Here is a 16,293-nt window from a genome sequence, read left to right as displayed (position 1 = left end):
AATCAGCAAAAGAGCGCTTTAGCCTAAGCCCTAACGAATAAGCGCTCACTAACAAAAAATACTAGCCACTAGGTAAGTTTAGCCTTATTCAGCCGCTCAAAAGTCGGGATATTCAGCCAATCTTCATCCAGTTTAGCTATTGCTTGCTTGTGGGCTTGTCGATCAATGATACTTTCGCCAAAGATTTGTAAATGAGCCTTTTCCATCAGTTGATTGCTGGTGGCCTTATCCAGTAATCCTAAGGTTTCTCCCGCATGAATGAAGCCTTCTACCCGCCCCTTTATTTGCGGGCTACTCGTCTCGAGTTTAGATTGGGTAAATAAGGTCAGCAACTTCTCATAACATAGCTGCTGAAATTGCTGTTTAGAAACATCCATGCTTTGAATTCCTTTTACAGTGACTAGTTACTCTGGCAAATGGTCTTTGATGATCTGGTATAACTCAGGGCGATATTGAGCGATTTCTTGGGGGTTTAAGCCTTCCAGTGAATGCGGATACTTTAACCATTGACTGGTTTCATGTAGATAATAATCTGGAATGCGATCAGTTTTATTACGTTCAGGTTTAAAATACGGCACTGCTACACGAATGTCTTTGGGGGTATTAAGTCTCGCTAAGCGGCTTAGCTCACCAATGATCGCCTCTATAGAGCGCCCTGTATCAAATACGTCATCAACAATCAGTAGACGGTCGTGCTGCTGCACATGCTTGACTAGGTAATTAAGGCCATAGACCTTTACTTGCTTGGCTTGGCTGTCAATAGCCGCAGCATATGAAGAAGTGCGGATCGCGATATTGTCACTTTCAATGCCGTGATAAGCTAAAAACTCTTGCACAGCGATCCCTATGGGGGCTCCTCCGCGCCATACCGCAATAATAAAGCTAGGTTTAAAGCCACTTGCTAGCACCTTTTCGGCCAAACGAAATGAATCTTCCAGTAAGTCTTGTCCGGTGATATAAAGTTTGTCGCTCATAATTACCTGCTATAAAAAAAACTGACCTTTCAGTCAAAGGTGTAGTATAAAACTATCATTATAGAACCCGTTAACTCAAGGATACTTTCCATGCCAATGAGCCAACCAACAGCCCAACTGGAAAAACGCTATTTAGATGAAGATACGCTGATTCAAGATTCATTTCGTTTAGCGGTGCATATTTTTGAGAGCGGCTTTCGCCCCACTTTCATCGTGGGCCTTTGGCGGGGTGGCAGTGCTGTGGGTATTTACGTACAAGAGTGCCTGCAAACCCTGGGGGTAAAAACAGACCATATTTCAGTACGCACCTCTTATCAAGGGCAAGCCAATTACCAGCAAATTCTAGAAGCGCCCGAGTCAATCAGGGTTCATGGTATTCAGTATCTATTAGAGAACCTAAACGTTGACGACAGCTTATTGATTGTAGATGACGTATTTAGCAGTGGCCATAATGTTGCGGCGGTGATTAATCGCTTAAAAGCAAAACTAAAACTCAATATGCCCCGCCAGGTGAAAATAGCCACCTTATGGGAGCGCCCAAAGTTTAACCAAACATCGCTAACACCCGATTTTTGCTTGCATCAAACCGAGCAGTGGTTGGTCTTTCCCTATGAGTTAACCGGCTTAAGCGTAGAAGAGATAAAACAACACAAGGGCTTTGTGGCGCCGTTAATAAAACCTGAGTTACTCGGCTAACACTAGCTTCAAATATCAATAAAGCGGCTATTAAGCCGCTTTATTGATCGTTATAACGCTACATTAGTACTGGTATTCGTAAGCACCAATATCAAAGGCACTGCCACTTGGCCTAGTGTTACCATCTAGGTCGGTAGTGATCGAATCGCTCAAGTCCAAGCCGTTGTCGATGGCAATAGAATCAGGCAATAAGCGATAGCCATTTTCAGGATCTACCCCAGGAGTGTCGGTGAAGATGTTGTTTGCATTGGCATACTCAGTGTAACGATTGGGGAGAATGTTATTTTCGTCACTGACGTATTGTAAAAAATATTCATCAGAATAGTCAGGTTCCAACAAACGAACAACCAAGTTATTTTGAAAAACTGGCCGGGTTTCAGTAGTGTAGTTAATCACGCCGTAAACATTCACCAGCGTGTTATTTTGAATAACGGTATTACTGCTGGCCCAGTAACCACTGGTCCAAATGTACACACTGTTGTCACTTTCAAAACTAAATAAGTTGTTATCAATTGACGTATCGCCCTGAGATTCAATCAGAGAAAGGTAAGATGAGTACTCAACGCTACTTTGCACAACTTTATTCGAATTGAATAGCAGACCTCCAGAGCTAACAATTATTCCTCCTGAGTTACCATCTAAGTAGAATCGATTATTTGTAAAAGCCCCGCTGGCTATTTGAAAGTTACTATTACCTAAATAGACAGCAAAGCCATCAAGACTTAAAAAATGATTTGATGTTATCGCGCCCTCTGCATAATAGTCTGATTCTTCTGGCTGCAACCATAGCTCAACATTAGGGTTTGCCTTAAGCTGTAGCGGTTTATCTATTGATAAATGTCCGAGGTAAATACCTGATTCGACATCCACATCAATTGTAGTAGCATTATCAATAACGGCCTGCAGCACGGACATATTCTGCCCAAAAGAAAATGAAGTATGAGATTGAGTGGTTCGAATCAAATTGGGGCGGTAAATAGTATCTACTTCTAATTCTAACTCTGCCTTCCCCATAGCGGCGGGCTTATTTAGCTGAACTGTAAATTCATCCCACCAAGATATATCGAAACACTCAAACTCAAGCTCACTAACCGTGCATTTAGCATTTGAGTAATCGACTGAAACAGATGCTATCGAAAGGCCGAGATTGTGGCTGTTTAGTTTGCCACGAATATTCCCTCTATCTGCATAAATACTGCCTCTAGGGTCAGCGTTAACACGAAAGCTATAATCAAATTTATCTTTGAGTGTTCCAAGCTCAAACCCCAGTTGATAATCAGACACCCAAAGCGCTAAATCACTGCGTATGGGTTCAATATACATATTTAAGCTGTTGCGACTAAATGGGAAATCCAGATCCAAATTAGCTTGAGTATTAACTATCGTTGTGTCTTTAAAAACTACATTCAACTGAACTAATAAATCATCTCCGGCGAAACTCTCTATATTAGATAAATCAATGTTAGGGCAACTCAAAAGTTGGGAGCCATCTTCAGACTCCTCAATGACACAACCATGCTTACTGCTAGAGACAGACCAAGAATGCACCGAAGGCAATGGCATGGTAATTAGCACACCATTAACCAAAGGCAATAAGCCTTGGTCGACTGCACCGTAGAGATACAAGTCTATGGTTGCGTTTTCTTCGACAAACAGGGTTTCTAAATAATTATATATTGATACATCAAAATAAGGGTATGAATAAAAATCCTTTGGGTCTCGGTCAGCTAAATACTCGTAGTAATCGATAAAACCATCTTGATCAGAATCAACGCCATCATTTGAAAAGTTGGGGTCTAAGCCCTTAGCTATTTCCCAAGAGTTCGGAATACCATCGCCATCATCATCAGCGATATCACTATAGTTCTGATCGTTTAAGTACCAAGCAGGTACCTTGGTATCGACTTCAAGCATTCCATCTCGATTGCTATCAACAGAAACGTGCACAAAAGCATTGTCAGCGTTAAGTACAACTTCACTTCGCTCGCTAGTTAAAGTTAGCGTTCCACTTTGCAAATTATCATCGTAATCAACTACGATAGGCTCTGGAGTGACTAAATCTACATAGCCCTTATCTGAAAAATAAATGCGACCAGCGATACGCTGTTCGTCGTCATCAATACAAGAATAATAAGTAGCAACTAAGTCTTTTTCTAATACTGATACTTTATCTGTAGTCAGCAACATATTAGATGTTATCGATTGCTCACAGGTCGACATTCCGGAAATGTCGACAACCCCACGTAGAAGAGTAAATTCAGTACCTGATTGCTCACGAAAATCATCATAATAAATATCGAAGTTTATTGGCTGTAAAGAGCTCAAGTCCCACTTATGATAATCGAAAACGATTCGGCCCGAATATACGACGGAGCCATCATCACAATTTTTATAGTTTTCCTGGTATTTACCCACGCCCGTGTTTTGATTTAGATTTTCTGAAATGGTTACACTTCCACCATAAGGACAACTTTGGGTTTCTGATGCGCGGGCACTAACCGTGTCACTCGCTAACTTAGCGCGATTTACTTTATTGATTCGGTGTTTTGCCGAGCTTTGTAATAGAGGAGTAGTATCGCCATTAAACAAGTATTGAAGGGTGGGATAAATATCGTCGGCGGTTAGCGAAGCACTTTTAGTGCTACCTTGATATTGTTCCATCAGTAATTCAGCTGATACTTCCGGCGTAGAAATAGAAGTTCCGCCTCCATCGCCCCCCCCGCCGCCACAGGCAACTAAAGACAAAATAGCTAGACTCGAAAGAAAAAATTTGGACACAGTAGAAGAGCAATACACGCTAACATCCTTGTTAGTTATTAGAAGCTTAGGGGGTTTACTGACACTAAAATAGATAGTCTACTCAAGATAATGACAAATGGGATCAAAAGCCATACCCCATTTGCAGCAAACACCCCGCGAGAGCTTTAGCATCACATTAAAATTGCTGATTAGCCTTTCTATAGTTGCCCTGGTAGTCAAAAATACGGTGTTCAATAACCCAGTAATGCTTTTTCTTTTTGCCGATGACAAAGTCTGGGGCAACTATACCGCCAATTAACTGCTCTGCTTGTGAAGCGCTACTCACATCACGCTTAGTTCCCTCGACGCGTCGAGCAAAAACAGTATTAAACTGTTGCTTGGCTTTGGCGTAATCAAAGTTAAAGGATTCACTTAGCTCTGCGCCATCTTCATCGTGATAAATAAGCTTTAGCTTATTCCCCTCACTGCTAGCAGACATGCCACTGCACCTAAGCACAGTTCGATCTTTGAGCTGTAAGGCATCTTTAAGCTGATTATCGGGGTCGATTAGCTGAAAACCACAGCTATGGCATTGCCGTGCTGCTATGTCATTCTCAGCATTACATTGCGAGCACTGTTTGTATTTGTAACGATATAAACACTGCACTTGAAGAGTTGGGTTTGTGGCGTCTTCGACTAAGCCTTGGCAACGGCGGCCATAGTGCTCAATAATGTCGCCGTCTTTGTCGGTCATCCCCCAGAACATATTGGCAAACTCACATTGTGGGCAACTCACCTGTACTAAGGTGCTATTTGGGTTGGGTTTAGTTTCACCGATCTCGGGCTGGTATAAATCGTAATTATTGCCCGCATAATCAACAATTAGACAATCGCTTTTGCCTTCAAACAAACGCAAACCGCGGCCTGCAATTTGCTGATATAAACTAACCGATGCAGTGCGGCGTAAAATGGCAATCAGATCGACATGCGGTGCGTCAAAGCCAGTTGTGAGCACCGATACGTTAACCAAAAACTTAAGCTGCTGCTGTTTAAACTGCTCAATTAACTGGTCACGCTGCAGGTTTGGTGTATTAGCAGTAATCACCGCCGTTTGCTCATCAGGCAAATAATGAGCGATTTCTTTAGCATGATTAACCGTAGCAGCAAATACCATTACCCCGCGGCGCTCTTCAGCCAAATGCAATAACTGTTTACAAATGGCTTGTGTCACCCGTGGGCAACCCGATAAAAACTGGTCTAGTTGCGCTTCATTGTATTGGCTTGGTAGTTCATCAAACTGATAACGTGCGGCAGGTGCATCAACCACGACCGGTTGAGTAAGATAGCCTTGACTAATTAAATGCCGTAAGGGCAGCTCAAAAATACACTTTTTAAACCAAGCTTTGTCACTGCCTCGTACATAACCATGGTAATGCTGTTGGTAAATCCAGCCTTTATCTAACCGATAAGGGGTGGCGGTTAAACCCAACACTTTAAGCTGGGGGTTTTGCTGTTTTAAATGTTCAATAATAACTTGGTATTGGCTGTCACTCTCGTCACTCACACGGTGACACTCATCAATCACCACTAAGGAATAATAGCCCGCAAATTGTTCGAGGTTTCTGCTTAGCGATTGCACACTAGCAAAGGTAACTGAAAACTGGTTTTGCTTAAGCCCTAAACCCGCTGCAAAAATACCAGATTGAAAACCATAAGCTTGGTACTTACTGTGGTTTTGTTCCACCAGCTCTTTGACATGCGCGAGCACCAAGATAGGATGTTTTGCTAAACGGGCTAGCTCGGCGATAACGATGCTTTTCCCGGCCCCAGTGGGTAAAACCAACACTGCTGCGTCATCACTTTGGCGAAAATGGGTTAATACCGATTCCACCGATGTTTGCTGATAATCTCGCAGTTGTAACATGAAGCTTTAGACCTACGGTTTAAAATAATGAGCTATATTATGCCACGTTTCTAGATTGGAGAAGGATAGCGAATTAGGCGCGTTTAGATACTCGATATTACTAATGAAATAGGCTAAGCGGTGCAGTGTAAACAACCAAAAGCCGATTTATTAGCCACCGCACTATTAACTATTCAGACGTAAATCAGGCGCTTAATGCATCACTGCAAGGTGCTTCGCGGTATTTCATTCGCTTATAAATCAATACCGATACCATGGTAAGGTTAGCGATTAGTACTAGGGATGTGGTCACCGACAAGAGGGGGTCGCCGACGATAAAAACCGTATAGCTCCAGGCCAAAATAGCGTTGCACTGAAACATTATCCAACTTAAAAATGAAATGTCTTTAGCGGGGCCTTTGGTTCGCATTAAGCGAATAATTTGCGGGCTAAAAGACAAGATAGAAACTATCCAACTAAATGGATAGAGCATTTGTATTAACTGTTCCAAGTAAATCTCCGATAGCCAAACGCGCCATCCGAGGCGAACAGTCATACCATTAGTGCAGGCAAACAAACTTATATAAAAATGAATCGCGATAGTACAGCAAACATCAACAAGCGGTCAAAATATAATCATGCTCATTCAAGTTGAATTGCGCTACATCAATTAGTGGCTTTATGTGCATACATGTCTTTGTCAGCCAACTCTAACAAATACGCTACATCCATATCTAAGTCTACGTTTGTATGGCCGATTGAAACCGAGTATTCAGGCAACTGTTCTTGGCTACTCTGGCCAAATGTCTCAGTAAAGCGTTGCTCAATCGCATCAAAATCAGCGTCTTGTTCTATCAATACCAACGCAACAAACTCATCACCTCCCCTTCGGCCCAATACATCAGAGCTTCGCACGCAGCTTCGCATTGCTTGTGCCACGTCGATTAACACTTCATCTCCCACCGCATGGCCATGGTGATCATTAAGTAGTTTGAACTTATCAATATCTAAATAAAATAAGCCTAACCGTGAGCCCATGCGTTTAGCTAAACGGATCCGTTGCTGGGCCAGCGCGCTAAACCCCCTACGATTATTTAATTCGGTTAAAGGATCTGTCACCGCCAACTTTTGCATTTGAACGTACAGATCGAGCAGCGATAGATCAGCTTCCAATATATCTTTAAGCTGTTCGATTAATTCAAAATAGGTTTCTTCGTAGTGGGTCTCTCGGTAGTCCATCACACAAAATGTCCCGAAGGGCTTCCCATCAGGCCAAAACACCGGCACCCCCAAATAAGAACGGAATCCATCATTATGTACTTCAGGGTTAGTATCCCAGCAGGGATCTAAAGGGGCGTTCGCCACATACAAACTTTTTCGTGTTTCGACAATTCTACGACAAAAGATATTGGCTTCAGGTTCTATAAGCACGCCTGCTGGGTAAGGGTTGGATGCTTGATCACTGGCAATAGTCACTTGAAAGCCTGAAGCAGTGCATTGCACTAAAAAACCTGCGGGAGCATCAAACAACTTAGCAAGCAAGTTTACTGTGCGCTGCCACTTAGTCAGCGATATCAGATCACTGGGGTTATTTAGTATCCACTCATCAGGATCAATGGCAGGCTTTATCGGCATAACTACCTCTATTGCTAAGCTAGGTATACATTAAAAGATAGCAATAACCGAACCAAAGTGAAGGAGAATGACAATACCACTGCGTGATGCCCCATAGAAAAGCGCCCAGCAAGTTCAATATAATTAGTTAAATTAGTAACTTAGAGAGTTATATGAAAAAAGAGGGATTAACCACACTAAACAGTTTTTTTCTAGACAGTCAGTTCGTGATCATTTTTAGCTTTTAGCTAATAAGCCAGCCGTTTTTCAAAAACTTCCAGTAATAAACGCTAACAAGACTATCAGCACCCTAGTTTAAGAGTTTGATCTTATAAACTTCGTTAGTAATAAATATGCTCTATTAACATCACCAAATGGCTGAAATAGCTAAATGCTTACAGTGAAATATAGTGTCATGTTTTTTAACACCTTGTTTGAGGGTTTGCCTATCGCTTTTTATTTTCTCTTCAGAAAAATGCACCTCGCCTTACGCCATATCAACAAATGCCTCGCCTATTTTGATAAGCTTTAAGCCCCTGAATTGGAGTATTAGATGGCCAATACCGACATAAAGCAGGTGATCGAAAACTTTACCTGTATTGAACAAGCGCTGCACTTTTTCGAAATAGATTTCGATAATGGCTTTATCAATCAATATCGCGAACCTTTAGTTAAACACTTCAATGGCAATCTGATACTGAGCAAAGCCGATGACTGGTTCACAGCACGCCGCGCGTTAAAGAATGCCTACTGTAAGATTCAACGTGGGCGGATAGATAAACATACTCGTTCGGCTTGCCGTGGCTGTACATCTTGCGAGCGAAGGTAAAAATACGTATTCACTCTCCGTAAGGTCTCTTTGTCCAAACTGGCTACTGCTCTCTACACATCTTCAACTCAAGGTTTAGTCAATTAGCCTCTATTAGGTTTTATCTCTCATTTTTACTAAGCACTTGTTATTGATTGTGATTAAGCTCAATTGTCGCACTTACCTTTATTGCAATAAGCGAATGATTTTTCAATGCTGGTGATGCAAGTTATTGGGATAATATAAAAATGAAAACACGGAAGACAAGCCTTGCACTAACATTGCTAATGAGTGTGTTAAGTGCGCCAAGTTACGCTGAATCTGTAGAGCCAAGCCTCACTATTTGGACCGGTAAAAGCCACTCGCAAATGCAGCTAATTGCCGAACAATTCACTAAAAACACAGGGGTAAATGTTGACGTAAAGCGCCCAGTAGACATTACCGGAAATTTTGAGATTCAAGCCCGCAACGGGGAAGGTCCAGATGTAATATTTTGGCCACATGATCGCATAGGTGACTGGGCTAACGCAGGCTTAATCAGTGAATTACGCCCTAGCCAAACCCTAATAGATTCAGCCGTAGGTTATGCTTGGGACGCGGTCAAAGTAGAGGGTAAGATTTACGGTTACCCAATCGGCGTGGAGGCGATTAGCCTTATTTATAACAAAGCTTTAATTAGCCAACCGCCTAAGTCTTTTGAAGAGATTTTTGCCTTAGATCTGCAACTCCAAGAGCAACATCAAAGTAAAGCTATCCTGTGGGACTACAACAATACTTACTACACTTGGCCACTACTCGCTGCCGACGGCGCTTACGTTTTTGCGAAACAAGGCGAGCAATACAACGTAAAGGACACGGGTGTTAACCACCCTAGTGCGATGTATGCCGGCCACCTATTAAAAAGAATGCTTGATCAACAAATTATGCCGCGCAACGCCGATTACTCAATAATGGACGCAAAGTTTGTTAAGGGAGAAGTGGCGATGGTGATTAATGGCCCATGGTACTGGGATGAATTAAAGAGTGTGGGCATGGACTTTGGTGTAGCCCCGCTTCCGCAGATAAATGGCAAACCCGCTAAAGCTTTTGTCGGTATTTGGAGTGCGGTAGTGAATAGCGCGACAACAAACCGCCAATTAGTCGATGAGTTTCTCAATTACTATCTGATGACCGTAGACAATCAACGCTTACTATTTACCAGTGGCGACTTAGGTGCAATGGCCAATTTACAGTTACAAAATGAACTGGCCGACAATCCTAAAGTGCAAGCCGTTTACGCCAGTGCCGCCCAAGGGGAGCCAATGCCGAATGCTGCTGCCATGGGCAAGTTTTGGGCAGCGATGGCCACTACTCTAACCAATATTACGACCGGTAGGCAAGGTGTTGAAAGTGCGCTAAATGCGGCCGCCAAAAGGATAATTCGCTAATTTTATATCAATGAATGCTGAATACTATTCAGCATTCATTGAAAAGCCTCTATACGATACTGCGTGACAAGCCTACCTGCCGGCCTTCTTCCATTTCCCACTGCACGCCGTAGGGGTCAATCCAATAGAAAAAGGTAATCGGGAATCCATCTAGCTTATCTGGGTGGTAATCATCGGCGGGATTAATCATGCGAACACCCGGCTGCTGCTTTAGGTATTTAAAGACTTCATTGCAGTTACTCACCTCCATAGCCACATGCCTAGGGCCACCTAAATCATAGGTTTTTGGCTGTACCGGCAACTGCTGAGCCCCTTTGGGGTAACGATAATGCATTAATTCCAAGTACATCCCTGCTTGAGGGTGTTTTAAGAAACGTACATCAACATCCACCTTGCCATCACTTAATCCCGCATCTAGGGCGAAGCTGCTCATGGTGACGTGTTGATAATCCATTAGCTCACCCTGAGGGTCTCTGGCCAACTCAAAGCCTAAAGCTGATTGATAAAACGCAGTCGCCTTTGCAATGTCATCCACTATGATGTTGATGTGTGACATGCCCAAAACAAAATGCTGCATATCATGCGCTTTAATCCGGTCTAAGAGGAGCGGTTTACTTTGCTCAGAAATACTTGTGCAATAGCGAACAGCACGACCGCTATTAACCGCTTCAGAACAAATGAGGTAGTCTTTATCTTGTCCTTTTTCAGTATCACTAGGGCCTGATACTATTTCTACATCCCATTGCTCAGCGCTAAACCAAGCCGCGTTAATCACGTAAGCTGCAGCGATCAAATCAAAAGGATTAAAGCCAGCGGCGCCAAACACCAGCTCCCACTCTAATAACCAAGGCTCAGATTTTTTAGCTAAATAGCCGGCTACTTGACTGGTATTAAGCATCGCTAATAAGTCATGTTGTTTAATCCAAAACGAATTGCAGGCTTCGTAAGGCACCAACGTTATCGATAATGGACTATCTAGTAGCACTTTATAGGCGCTAACATCCGCTTCAAAGTTGAGATCTCTGAAAGGCTTTGGCTGATGATGCCCAGAAATAAAGTGCTGGTCAATACTGCGCCTACCAGCCAGTAATACCAGTTCATCAATCTTGCTCAACAGCTGGGGGTAATGCTTAACCAACAATGCAATATTGGTGGCGGCGCCAATACCAATAATACTCATATTCCCCTCTTCAAGCGCAGCAGCCATCGCTTTCACTCCATCCGGTACCGACTGACTCCCTTCTCCTAGAGGCGCACTAGCCCCGCGACTTACCACCACACTATTTGGGCCAAAACGATGAATAAAATCCGTCGCCACTTGAGTAGAGATGGCAATATCATTGGTATTTCCCAAAGTAGAACTAATACCGACCACATCAACTTCAACTGAACGCAACAAAGCCGCAATAGCGTAGCCATCATCCACATCACAGTAACTGACCGGACTATTCTTTTTACCTAAAGTGATATCACTGTCAATCCACAAGCGAGTTTGCGGCTTTACTGTTTTCATTGTTGAATTTCCCTATTCATTAGTTGGTACCCATTGCTTCATTTCTATCGCATTACGGCCTGCAGATTTTGCTCGATATAAGGCTTCATCAGCCATCTGATAAAGCGGATCAATACTGCTTACGCTAGGCAAGTCATCAGCGTCAACAAAGGCAACACCAATAGACATAGTCACTACGTCAAAAGGCGGATTCTTGGGGTGAATGATTTCTAAGCCTTCCAATTGCTGACAAAGCTGCATAGCCATTTGTTGAATGTCTTCAATATTTTGCGTTTGTAGAAGAATGACAAACTCCTCTCCGCCTAAGCGAAAAGCCATATCACTGGCACGACGCATGGTAGATTGAATACTCAGCCCCACCCTACGCAAAACACTGTCGCCCTCTGGGTGGCCTAGGCCGTCGTTATAAGCTTTAAAATTATCGAGGTCACAAATCAAAAAACCCACGCAACTGTTGCTTCTGGATGCTTGCTTGAGATAACTGGGTGCACGTTTTTCAAAAAGAAAACGTGAGCCTAGCTTAGTCAGAGGATCCAAAGAGGAGCGTTGCTCCAGCTCTACCATTTGCCCTTGCACTCGCTTAACCATTAAGTCAAAACGCCGAGCTAAAACCCCTAATTCATCCTTCCGAGTCAGCTCAGTCATGCCGGACAAATTAATATCTGCCACATCGCCACTCATTGACTCAGCGAGACGCTTAATCGGCTTCACTATCCACCAGCTTGCCCACATAATAAGCAGCACAGAAAAAAGTATTGCCACCATGGCTTCTCTCACTAACTGCATTTGAATATCGTGTTGCAACTTAAAAAGGTGCTGGGCATCAAAAAACAACCAAATGCTGCCGCCTTTTTGGTTACGCAACGCCAAATGCAATAGCATTCTTTGATTATCTGAATCTAGTAAATGCCCACCTAACTCTATTTGCGGTAATGAATAGACAAACTCAAAATCGAGTTTATGTTTTTGATCTAGGTGAAAACGCAGCAAACGCTCTTGAGCACGACCTAATAGAAACGCCAATTTAACTTGGTCAGAGTCGTTGGCTGAAAGCCGCTGCTGAAGCTTGTGAATTTGTTGTTCTTGCTGAGCAATATCAGCATCACTGATGTTGGTTTTCCATACTTGACCGAGCTCTTTAGCGTAGGCAAAAGCAAATTGCTTCGCTGAAAAATCAGAGATAGCATCCACTTCAAAATATAGTAGGTCTTCACTGGCGGCATACAAATCCAAAGCCGATTGTAATTTAATGTTGGTATAGTTTAACCCTGCGGCTGAGGGACTAACTAAATCAATAATGCCATTACTCACATTTAACGCACTCGACACAGCGTGTGAGATTCGAGTATCCCATTCACTTTGGTATCGGTTATAGCTCATCGTTAATACCAACCACAAAACCAGCACCAAATGTGATGCTAGTAGGAGTTGGCCAATTTTGAGCTTATTAACTAAGTCAATAAATGGCACGTTAACTTATTTATCTTCAAATAAGTCGATAACTGGCACGCTACAGGTTCCATTGATACAAATATCTTGGTAGGCCGTATGGCAGCGCCCGCAAAATTCAGGTTCAAAAGTAGGGTGCTGTGAACTAATGTCTAAGCCATTGGTATCATAAGTACCGTAAATAGGTTCTCCGGCAAGGTGCTCCGTAACAAACACAACCCCTGGTGTTTCATAGACTCCAACGACAGTAATGCCGTCACTGTAGGGCCCGTGAGTGGCATATTGGTCAATTTTATCGGGGTGAACATAAGTGGTTAACTTGGTTCCTTTACCCTCATTGATCCAATTATAAGCCGCTACAGCTTCTTGAATAAATAAAGGGGTTTCTTCTGGGAGAACAACATCCTTGCCTGGCACCATACTCACATTAGCCACCGGCCATGAGCGCCAATCTTCAGGATAACTGGCAATAGATGCCGCGTTACAGCAAAAGCTCACCAACAATAAAAACTGTGCGAAAAGCGCACACCACAACTTACTCATAGTACGTCCTTGTCATGAATTGTAATGCTTATAGATATTAGCCAAGTCTAAAACTACCCAATAAAAGGTATATCAGCAATATATAATAAACATCATATACCTGAACTGCGGGTCAATTCGAATACTTCAGCACCCTAAACGCAAAAAGATGGCACTGAGGCCATCTGCATTTTAGAATTTTTCAGGTTAATTCAAAACCGCGAGCTGGCCCTTAGGCTGTTCACAGAAGAAAAATGGAGCAAGCAAAGCGAGTTTTAGCCGTTTATCCCCTTATTGCTTTGATTTAACGCAACTTTCAAGCCGCATCAATCGCTCTTCATCACCAGGGTGGCTACTCATCCAAGTAGGAATATCGGATTCTACATGCGCAAATAGGGCCTGATAACCCGCCATCAGCTGTTGCTGAGGCAAGCCTAACTTATGGCTCCATTGGCAAGCAAATAAATCAGCCTGAGTTTCAGCTTCTCGTGAATAGCCAGAGCTTAAACCAAGTACTGCACCACTCATTAAGCCATCAACCAATAGGCTACTATCCCCCACCATCAACACAACAGCAGTACTAACAATGGTAGAGCGCACCAAACTTGCCATCACATCGTTGTTGGCAACGTGAGCCAGTTCGTGCAATAAAATACCGTTTAGCTGTTCTGGCTGTTGCATTAAGCCCACCAGTTGGTCGCTGACAATAATACTACCGTTGGCGAGCGTAAAGGCATTCGCTTCCTCACCCAGTTTGTAAAAGAGTAACTGTGGTTCAGGGCTTAGGGTGCCAATTCCAGTCACCAAGGCTTGAAAATGTTGCTGGATTTGCTGCTGCTTGATGGGATCAACAGTGCTTGGCTCAAAGCCTACAGACTCTAAATGCGCAAGCGTGCGCTCACCTAACTCCAATGCAATAGCTTCGGGTAGATGAGCAGCCAAATACTGTGATAAGCGGGGTAAACCTTGCTCAATGCTTAAGTATAAAGCGCCACAGCTAAAAACAACGGCAAACATAATCACCAATAGGTTTCTCTCTAGATATTTAACTAAAGAGTGCTTAGCGTGTTTATCCAACCACGCATTAAGCCGTTGCGGCTGATCGGCAACAAAGCGATCTCCATTGCTAAAGCTAACCGCTCGCGGCTGATTACCAATCGCCATTGACAACTCAAGTTCGGAGAGCTTGGCGCGCACAGAGCCTTGTTCATGCTGAAGTTGAAGCCACCCTTCGTCAGAACAATGCAGCTGTGCCACGCTCACTAAAGAACTATTGGCAACAAATACCTTTCCGCTAATAATCATGAGGTTTAAATTACGCCAATCTCAATACTAAAGGCATCAGCGACTTCATCAGCAATCGCGGCCTTGGTATCACTCACCTGGTTTTGTGTAGCAATATGAGTAATGTCACCAGTTACCGAGGTAGCATCAGCGATGAACTTAGCCATGCGAATTTTTGCCAGCGGAATGGCTAAACCTAAAGAAAATACACATATCAGCATGTTACTTAGCATCACCCCAAGAAAGGCCAATGGCTTTACTTCAGAATTCATATACAACTGACCATCTAGCTCTGTTTGACCAAATTGATAGTTTCTTAAGCAAGCTTGCAGATATGCCGTTACAAACCAACCCAGCAAAAAGAAACTTAAATAGACAGCTGCTAACAAACCCAAAATAACGGTCTGAGAACTGAGCGCATCCTGCAAACCACCTTGGCTTAATTGCATCAACACACCACCTAATTGACTAAAGTCAGCGTTAAAGGCAGCAAAAGCGATGCCAGCGAGCGCCAACATTAATACCAGCGTAGCCAATAAACCTATCGCCGCCACTTTCAAAAACACCTTAAATACCGCGTTAACATCAATCTCAGCGATAAACTGCAATTCACCCCACTGATAGCCATTCAATACGTAGCGGCTCATTTGAGTGGTCATTAAGGCATACATGTAAGTTGCGCCTAAACCCACCACAACCACACCAACAATACCTGCGACCACCGGCGAAATTAACGAACTAACGAATATCACAGCACTTACCACTAGCATGAAGCCAAGCACATACAATACCGGTAGCACGAACAAGGCCATATAGGCGCCGCCATAGCTCCCTGAGAAATTAAAACGCACATTGCGATAGCGAGTAACACGGCAATCAAAGCGAAGATTTCTAACCACTAGAACCGGCATCAAAGCTACAAAGGCTAAACCTAAAATGACACTTGCAGCCTCACTCACCGCAGGTAAGGTAGCCCAAGCGATCAGCAAAACCACAGCAATGATCCGACCCACTAATATTTGTAAAGGTTTAGCTAGGTACTCAAAACTCTCATCGGCTAATTCAGTATTGCCATAAAAATATTGTTTGTTACGAACCTTGGCCCATGCAGAGTAGATGCCTAAGGTTAAAATGGTAAGAAGAACGTTAACGATCCATATACCAAAATATTCCCCGACCTTACCGTTAAAGTAAAAAGGGTTATTCTTTTTTGTCTGACTGTCCATGCCTAACTTCCCTGATATTTATAAAGTGATTGATATAACTATATTTAAAATTAGACGAGGATAATAAACACTTTAATATTATTTTTGTTAATAAAAATCAAACTACGGGGTTGCGACCGCTACTTGTTTGTAAAGATA

Annotated in this window: 14 protein-coding genes; 3 read left to right on the top strand and 11 right to left on the bottom strand. The window is 43.0% G+C overall.

The features are described from left to right. Window positions 1-68: 68 nt before the first annotated feature. Together M0C34_RS05545 and M0C34_RS05540 are read right to left on the bottom strand one after the other, a co-directional pair. Complete coding sequence (locus M0C34_RS05545) at window positions 69-377, bottom strand: hypothetical protein (protein WP_248714662.1); 309 nt, start codon at window positions 375-377, stop codon at window positions 69-71. A 27-nt stretch (window positions 378-404) separates the two neighbouring features. After that, window positions 405-974: a phosphoribosyltransferase gene (locus M0C34_RS05540; protein WP_248714661.1), complete on the bottom strand. Its 570-nt coding sequence runs from the start codon at window positions 972-974 to the stop codon at window positions 405-407. Window positions 975-1,070: 96 nt separating this feature from the next. Between M0C34_RS05540 and M0C34_RS05535 the strand changes: the two genes are divergently transcribed. Beyond that, window positions 1,071-1,670 carry a phosphoribosyltransferase gene (locus tag M0C34_RS05535; RefSeq protein WP_371923118.1) on the top strand — a complete coding sequence of 200 codons (600 nt, stop codon included), beginning with the start codon at window positions 1,071-1,073 and terminating at the stop codon, window positions 1,668-1,670. 63 nt (window positions 1,671-1,733) lie between these two features. Here the strand turns inward: M0C34_RS05535 and M0C34_RS05530 are convergent, their stop codons facing one another. From M0C34_RS05530 to M0C34_RS05515, 4 genes are all read right to left on the bottom strand, one after another. Next, a complete protein-coding gene (locus M0C34_RS05530; RefSeq protein ID WP_248714659.1) occupies window positions 1,734-4,466 on the bottom strand; it encodes a right-handed parallel beta-helix repeat-containing protein in 2,733 nt (910 codons plus the stop codon). Between the two features lie 139 nt (window positions 4,467-4,605). Then, the gene (radD, locus tag M0C34_RS05525) at window positions 4,606-6,333 is read right to left on the bottom strand and encodes a DNA repair helicase RadD (protein WP_248714658.1); all 1,728 of its coding nucleotides are present in this window, start codon (window positions 6,331-6,333) and stop codon (window positions 4,606-4,608) included. Window positions 6,334-6,517: 184 nt separating this feature from the next. Beyond that, window positions 6,518-6,823, bottom strand: coding sequence for a hypothetical protein (locus M0C34_RS05520; RefSeq protein WP_248714657.1), 306 nt, complete (start codon window positions 6,821-6,823; stop codon window positions 6,518-6,520). Between the two features lie 155 nt (window positions 6,824-6,978). After that, entirely contained in the window at window positions 6,979-7,947 is a 969-nt protein-coding gene (locus tag M0C34_RS05515) for a sensor domain-containing diguanylate cyclase (RefSeq protein WP_248714656.1), read from the bottom strand. Window positions 7,948-8,479: 532 nt separating this feature from the next. Between M0C34_RS05515 and M0C34_RS05510 the strand changes: the two genes are divergently transcribed. Next, entirely contained in the window at window positions 8,480-8,755 is a 276-nt protein-coding gene (locus tag M0C34_RS05510) for a nitrogen fixation protein NifW (RefSeq protein ID WP_248714655.1), read from the top strand. Window positions 8,756-8,982: 227 nt separating this feature from the next. Next, window positions 8,983-10,161 (top strand): maltose/maltodextrin ABC transporter substrate-binding protein MalE, encoded by a 1,179-nt coding sequence (malE, locus tag M0C34_RS05505; protein WP_248714654.1) that lies wholly within the window; start codon window positions 8,983-8,985, stop codon window positions 10,159-10,161. A gap of 49 nt (window positions 10,162-10,210) precedes the next feature. On the opposite strand, the gene M0C34_RS05500 is transcribed toward malE, so the two are convergent. From M0C34_RS05500 to M0C34_RS05480, 5 genes are all read right to left on the bottom strand, one after another. Next, the gene (locus M0C34_RS05500; RefSeq protein ID WP_248714653.1) at window positions 10,211-11,674 is read right to left on the bottom strand and encodes a nucleoside hydrolase; all 1,464 of its coding nucleotides are present in this window, start codon (window positions 11,672-11,674) and stop codon (window positions 10,211-10,213) included. A 12-nt stretch (window positions 11,675-11,686) separates the two neighbouring features. Beyond that, window positions 11,687-13,054, bottom strand: a complete 1,368-nt coding sequence (locus tag M0C34_RS05495; RefSeq protein WP_248714652.1) for a GGDEF domain-containing protein — start codon at window positions 13,052-13,054, stop codon at window positions 11,687-11,689. 96 nt (window positions 13,055-13,150) lie between these two features. Next, window positions 13,151-13,666, bottom strand: a complete 516-nt coding sequence (locus M0C34_RS05490) for a hypothetical protein (protein WP_248714651.1) — start codon at window positions 13,664-13,666, stop codon at window positions 13,151-13,153. 270 nt (window positions 13,667-13,936) lie between these two features. After that, window positions 13,937-14,950 (bottom strand): M48 family metallopeptidase, encoded by a 1,014-nt coding sequence (locus M0C34_RS05485; RefSeq protein ID WP_248714650.1) that lies wholly within the window; start codon window positions 14,948-14,950, stop codon window positions 13,937-13,939. A gap of 5 nt (window positions 14,951-14,955) precedes the next feature. Beyond that, window positions 14,956-16,155 (bottom strand): YjgN family protein, encoded by a 1,200-nt coding sequence (locus M0C34_RS05480; protein WP_248714649.1) that lies wholly within the window; start codon window positions 16,153-16,155, stop codon window positions 14,956-14,958. Window positions 16,156-16,293: the final 138 nt, after the last annotated feature.

Source organism: Agarivorans sp. TSD2052 (assembly GCF_023238625.1).
Classification (GTDB): Bacteria; Pseudomonadota; Gammaproteobacteria; order Enterobacterales; family Celerinatantimonadaceae; genus Agarivorans.
This window is presented reverse-complemented; position numbering and strand designations above follow the sequence as displayed.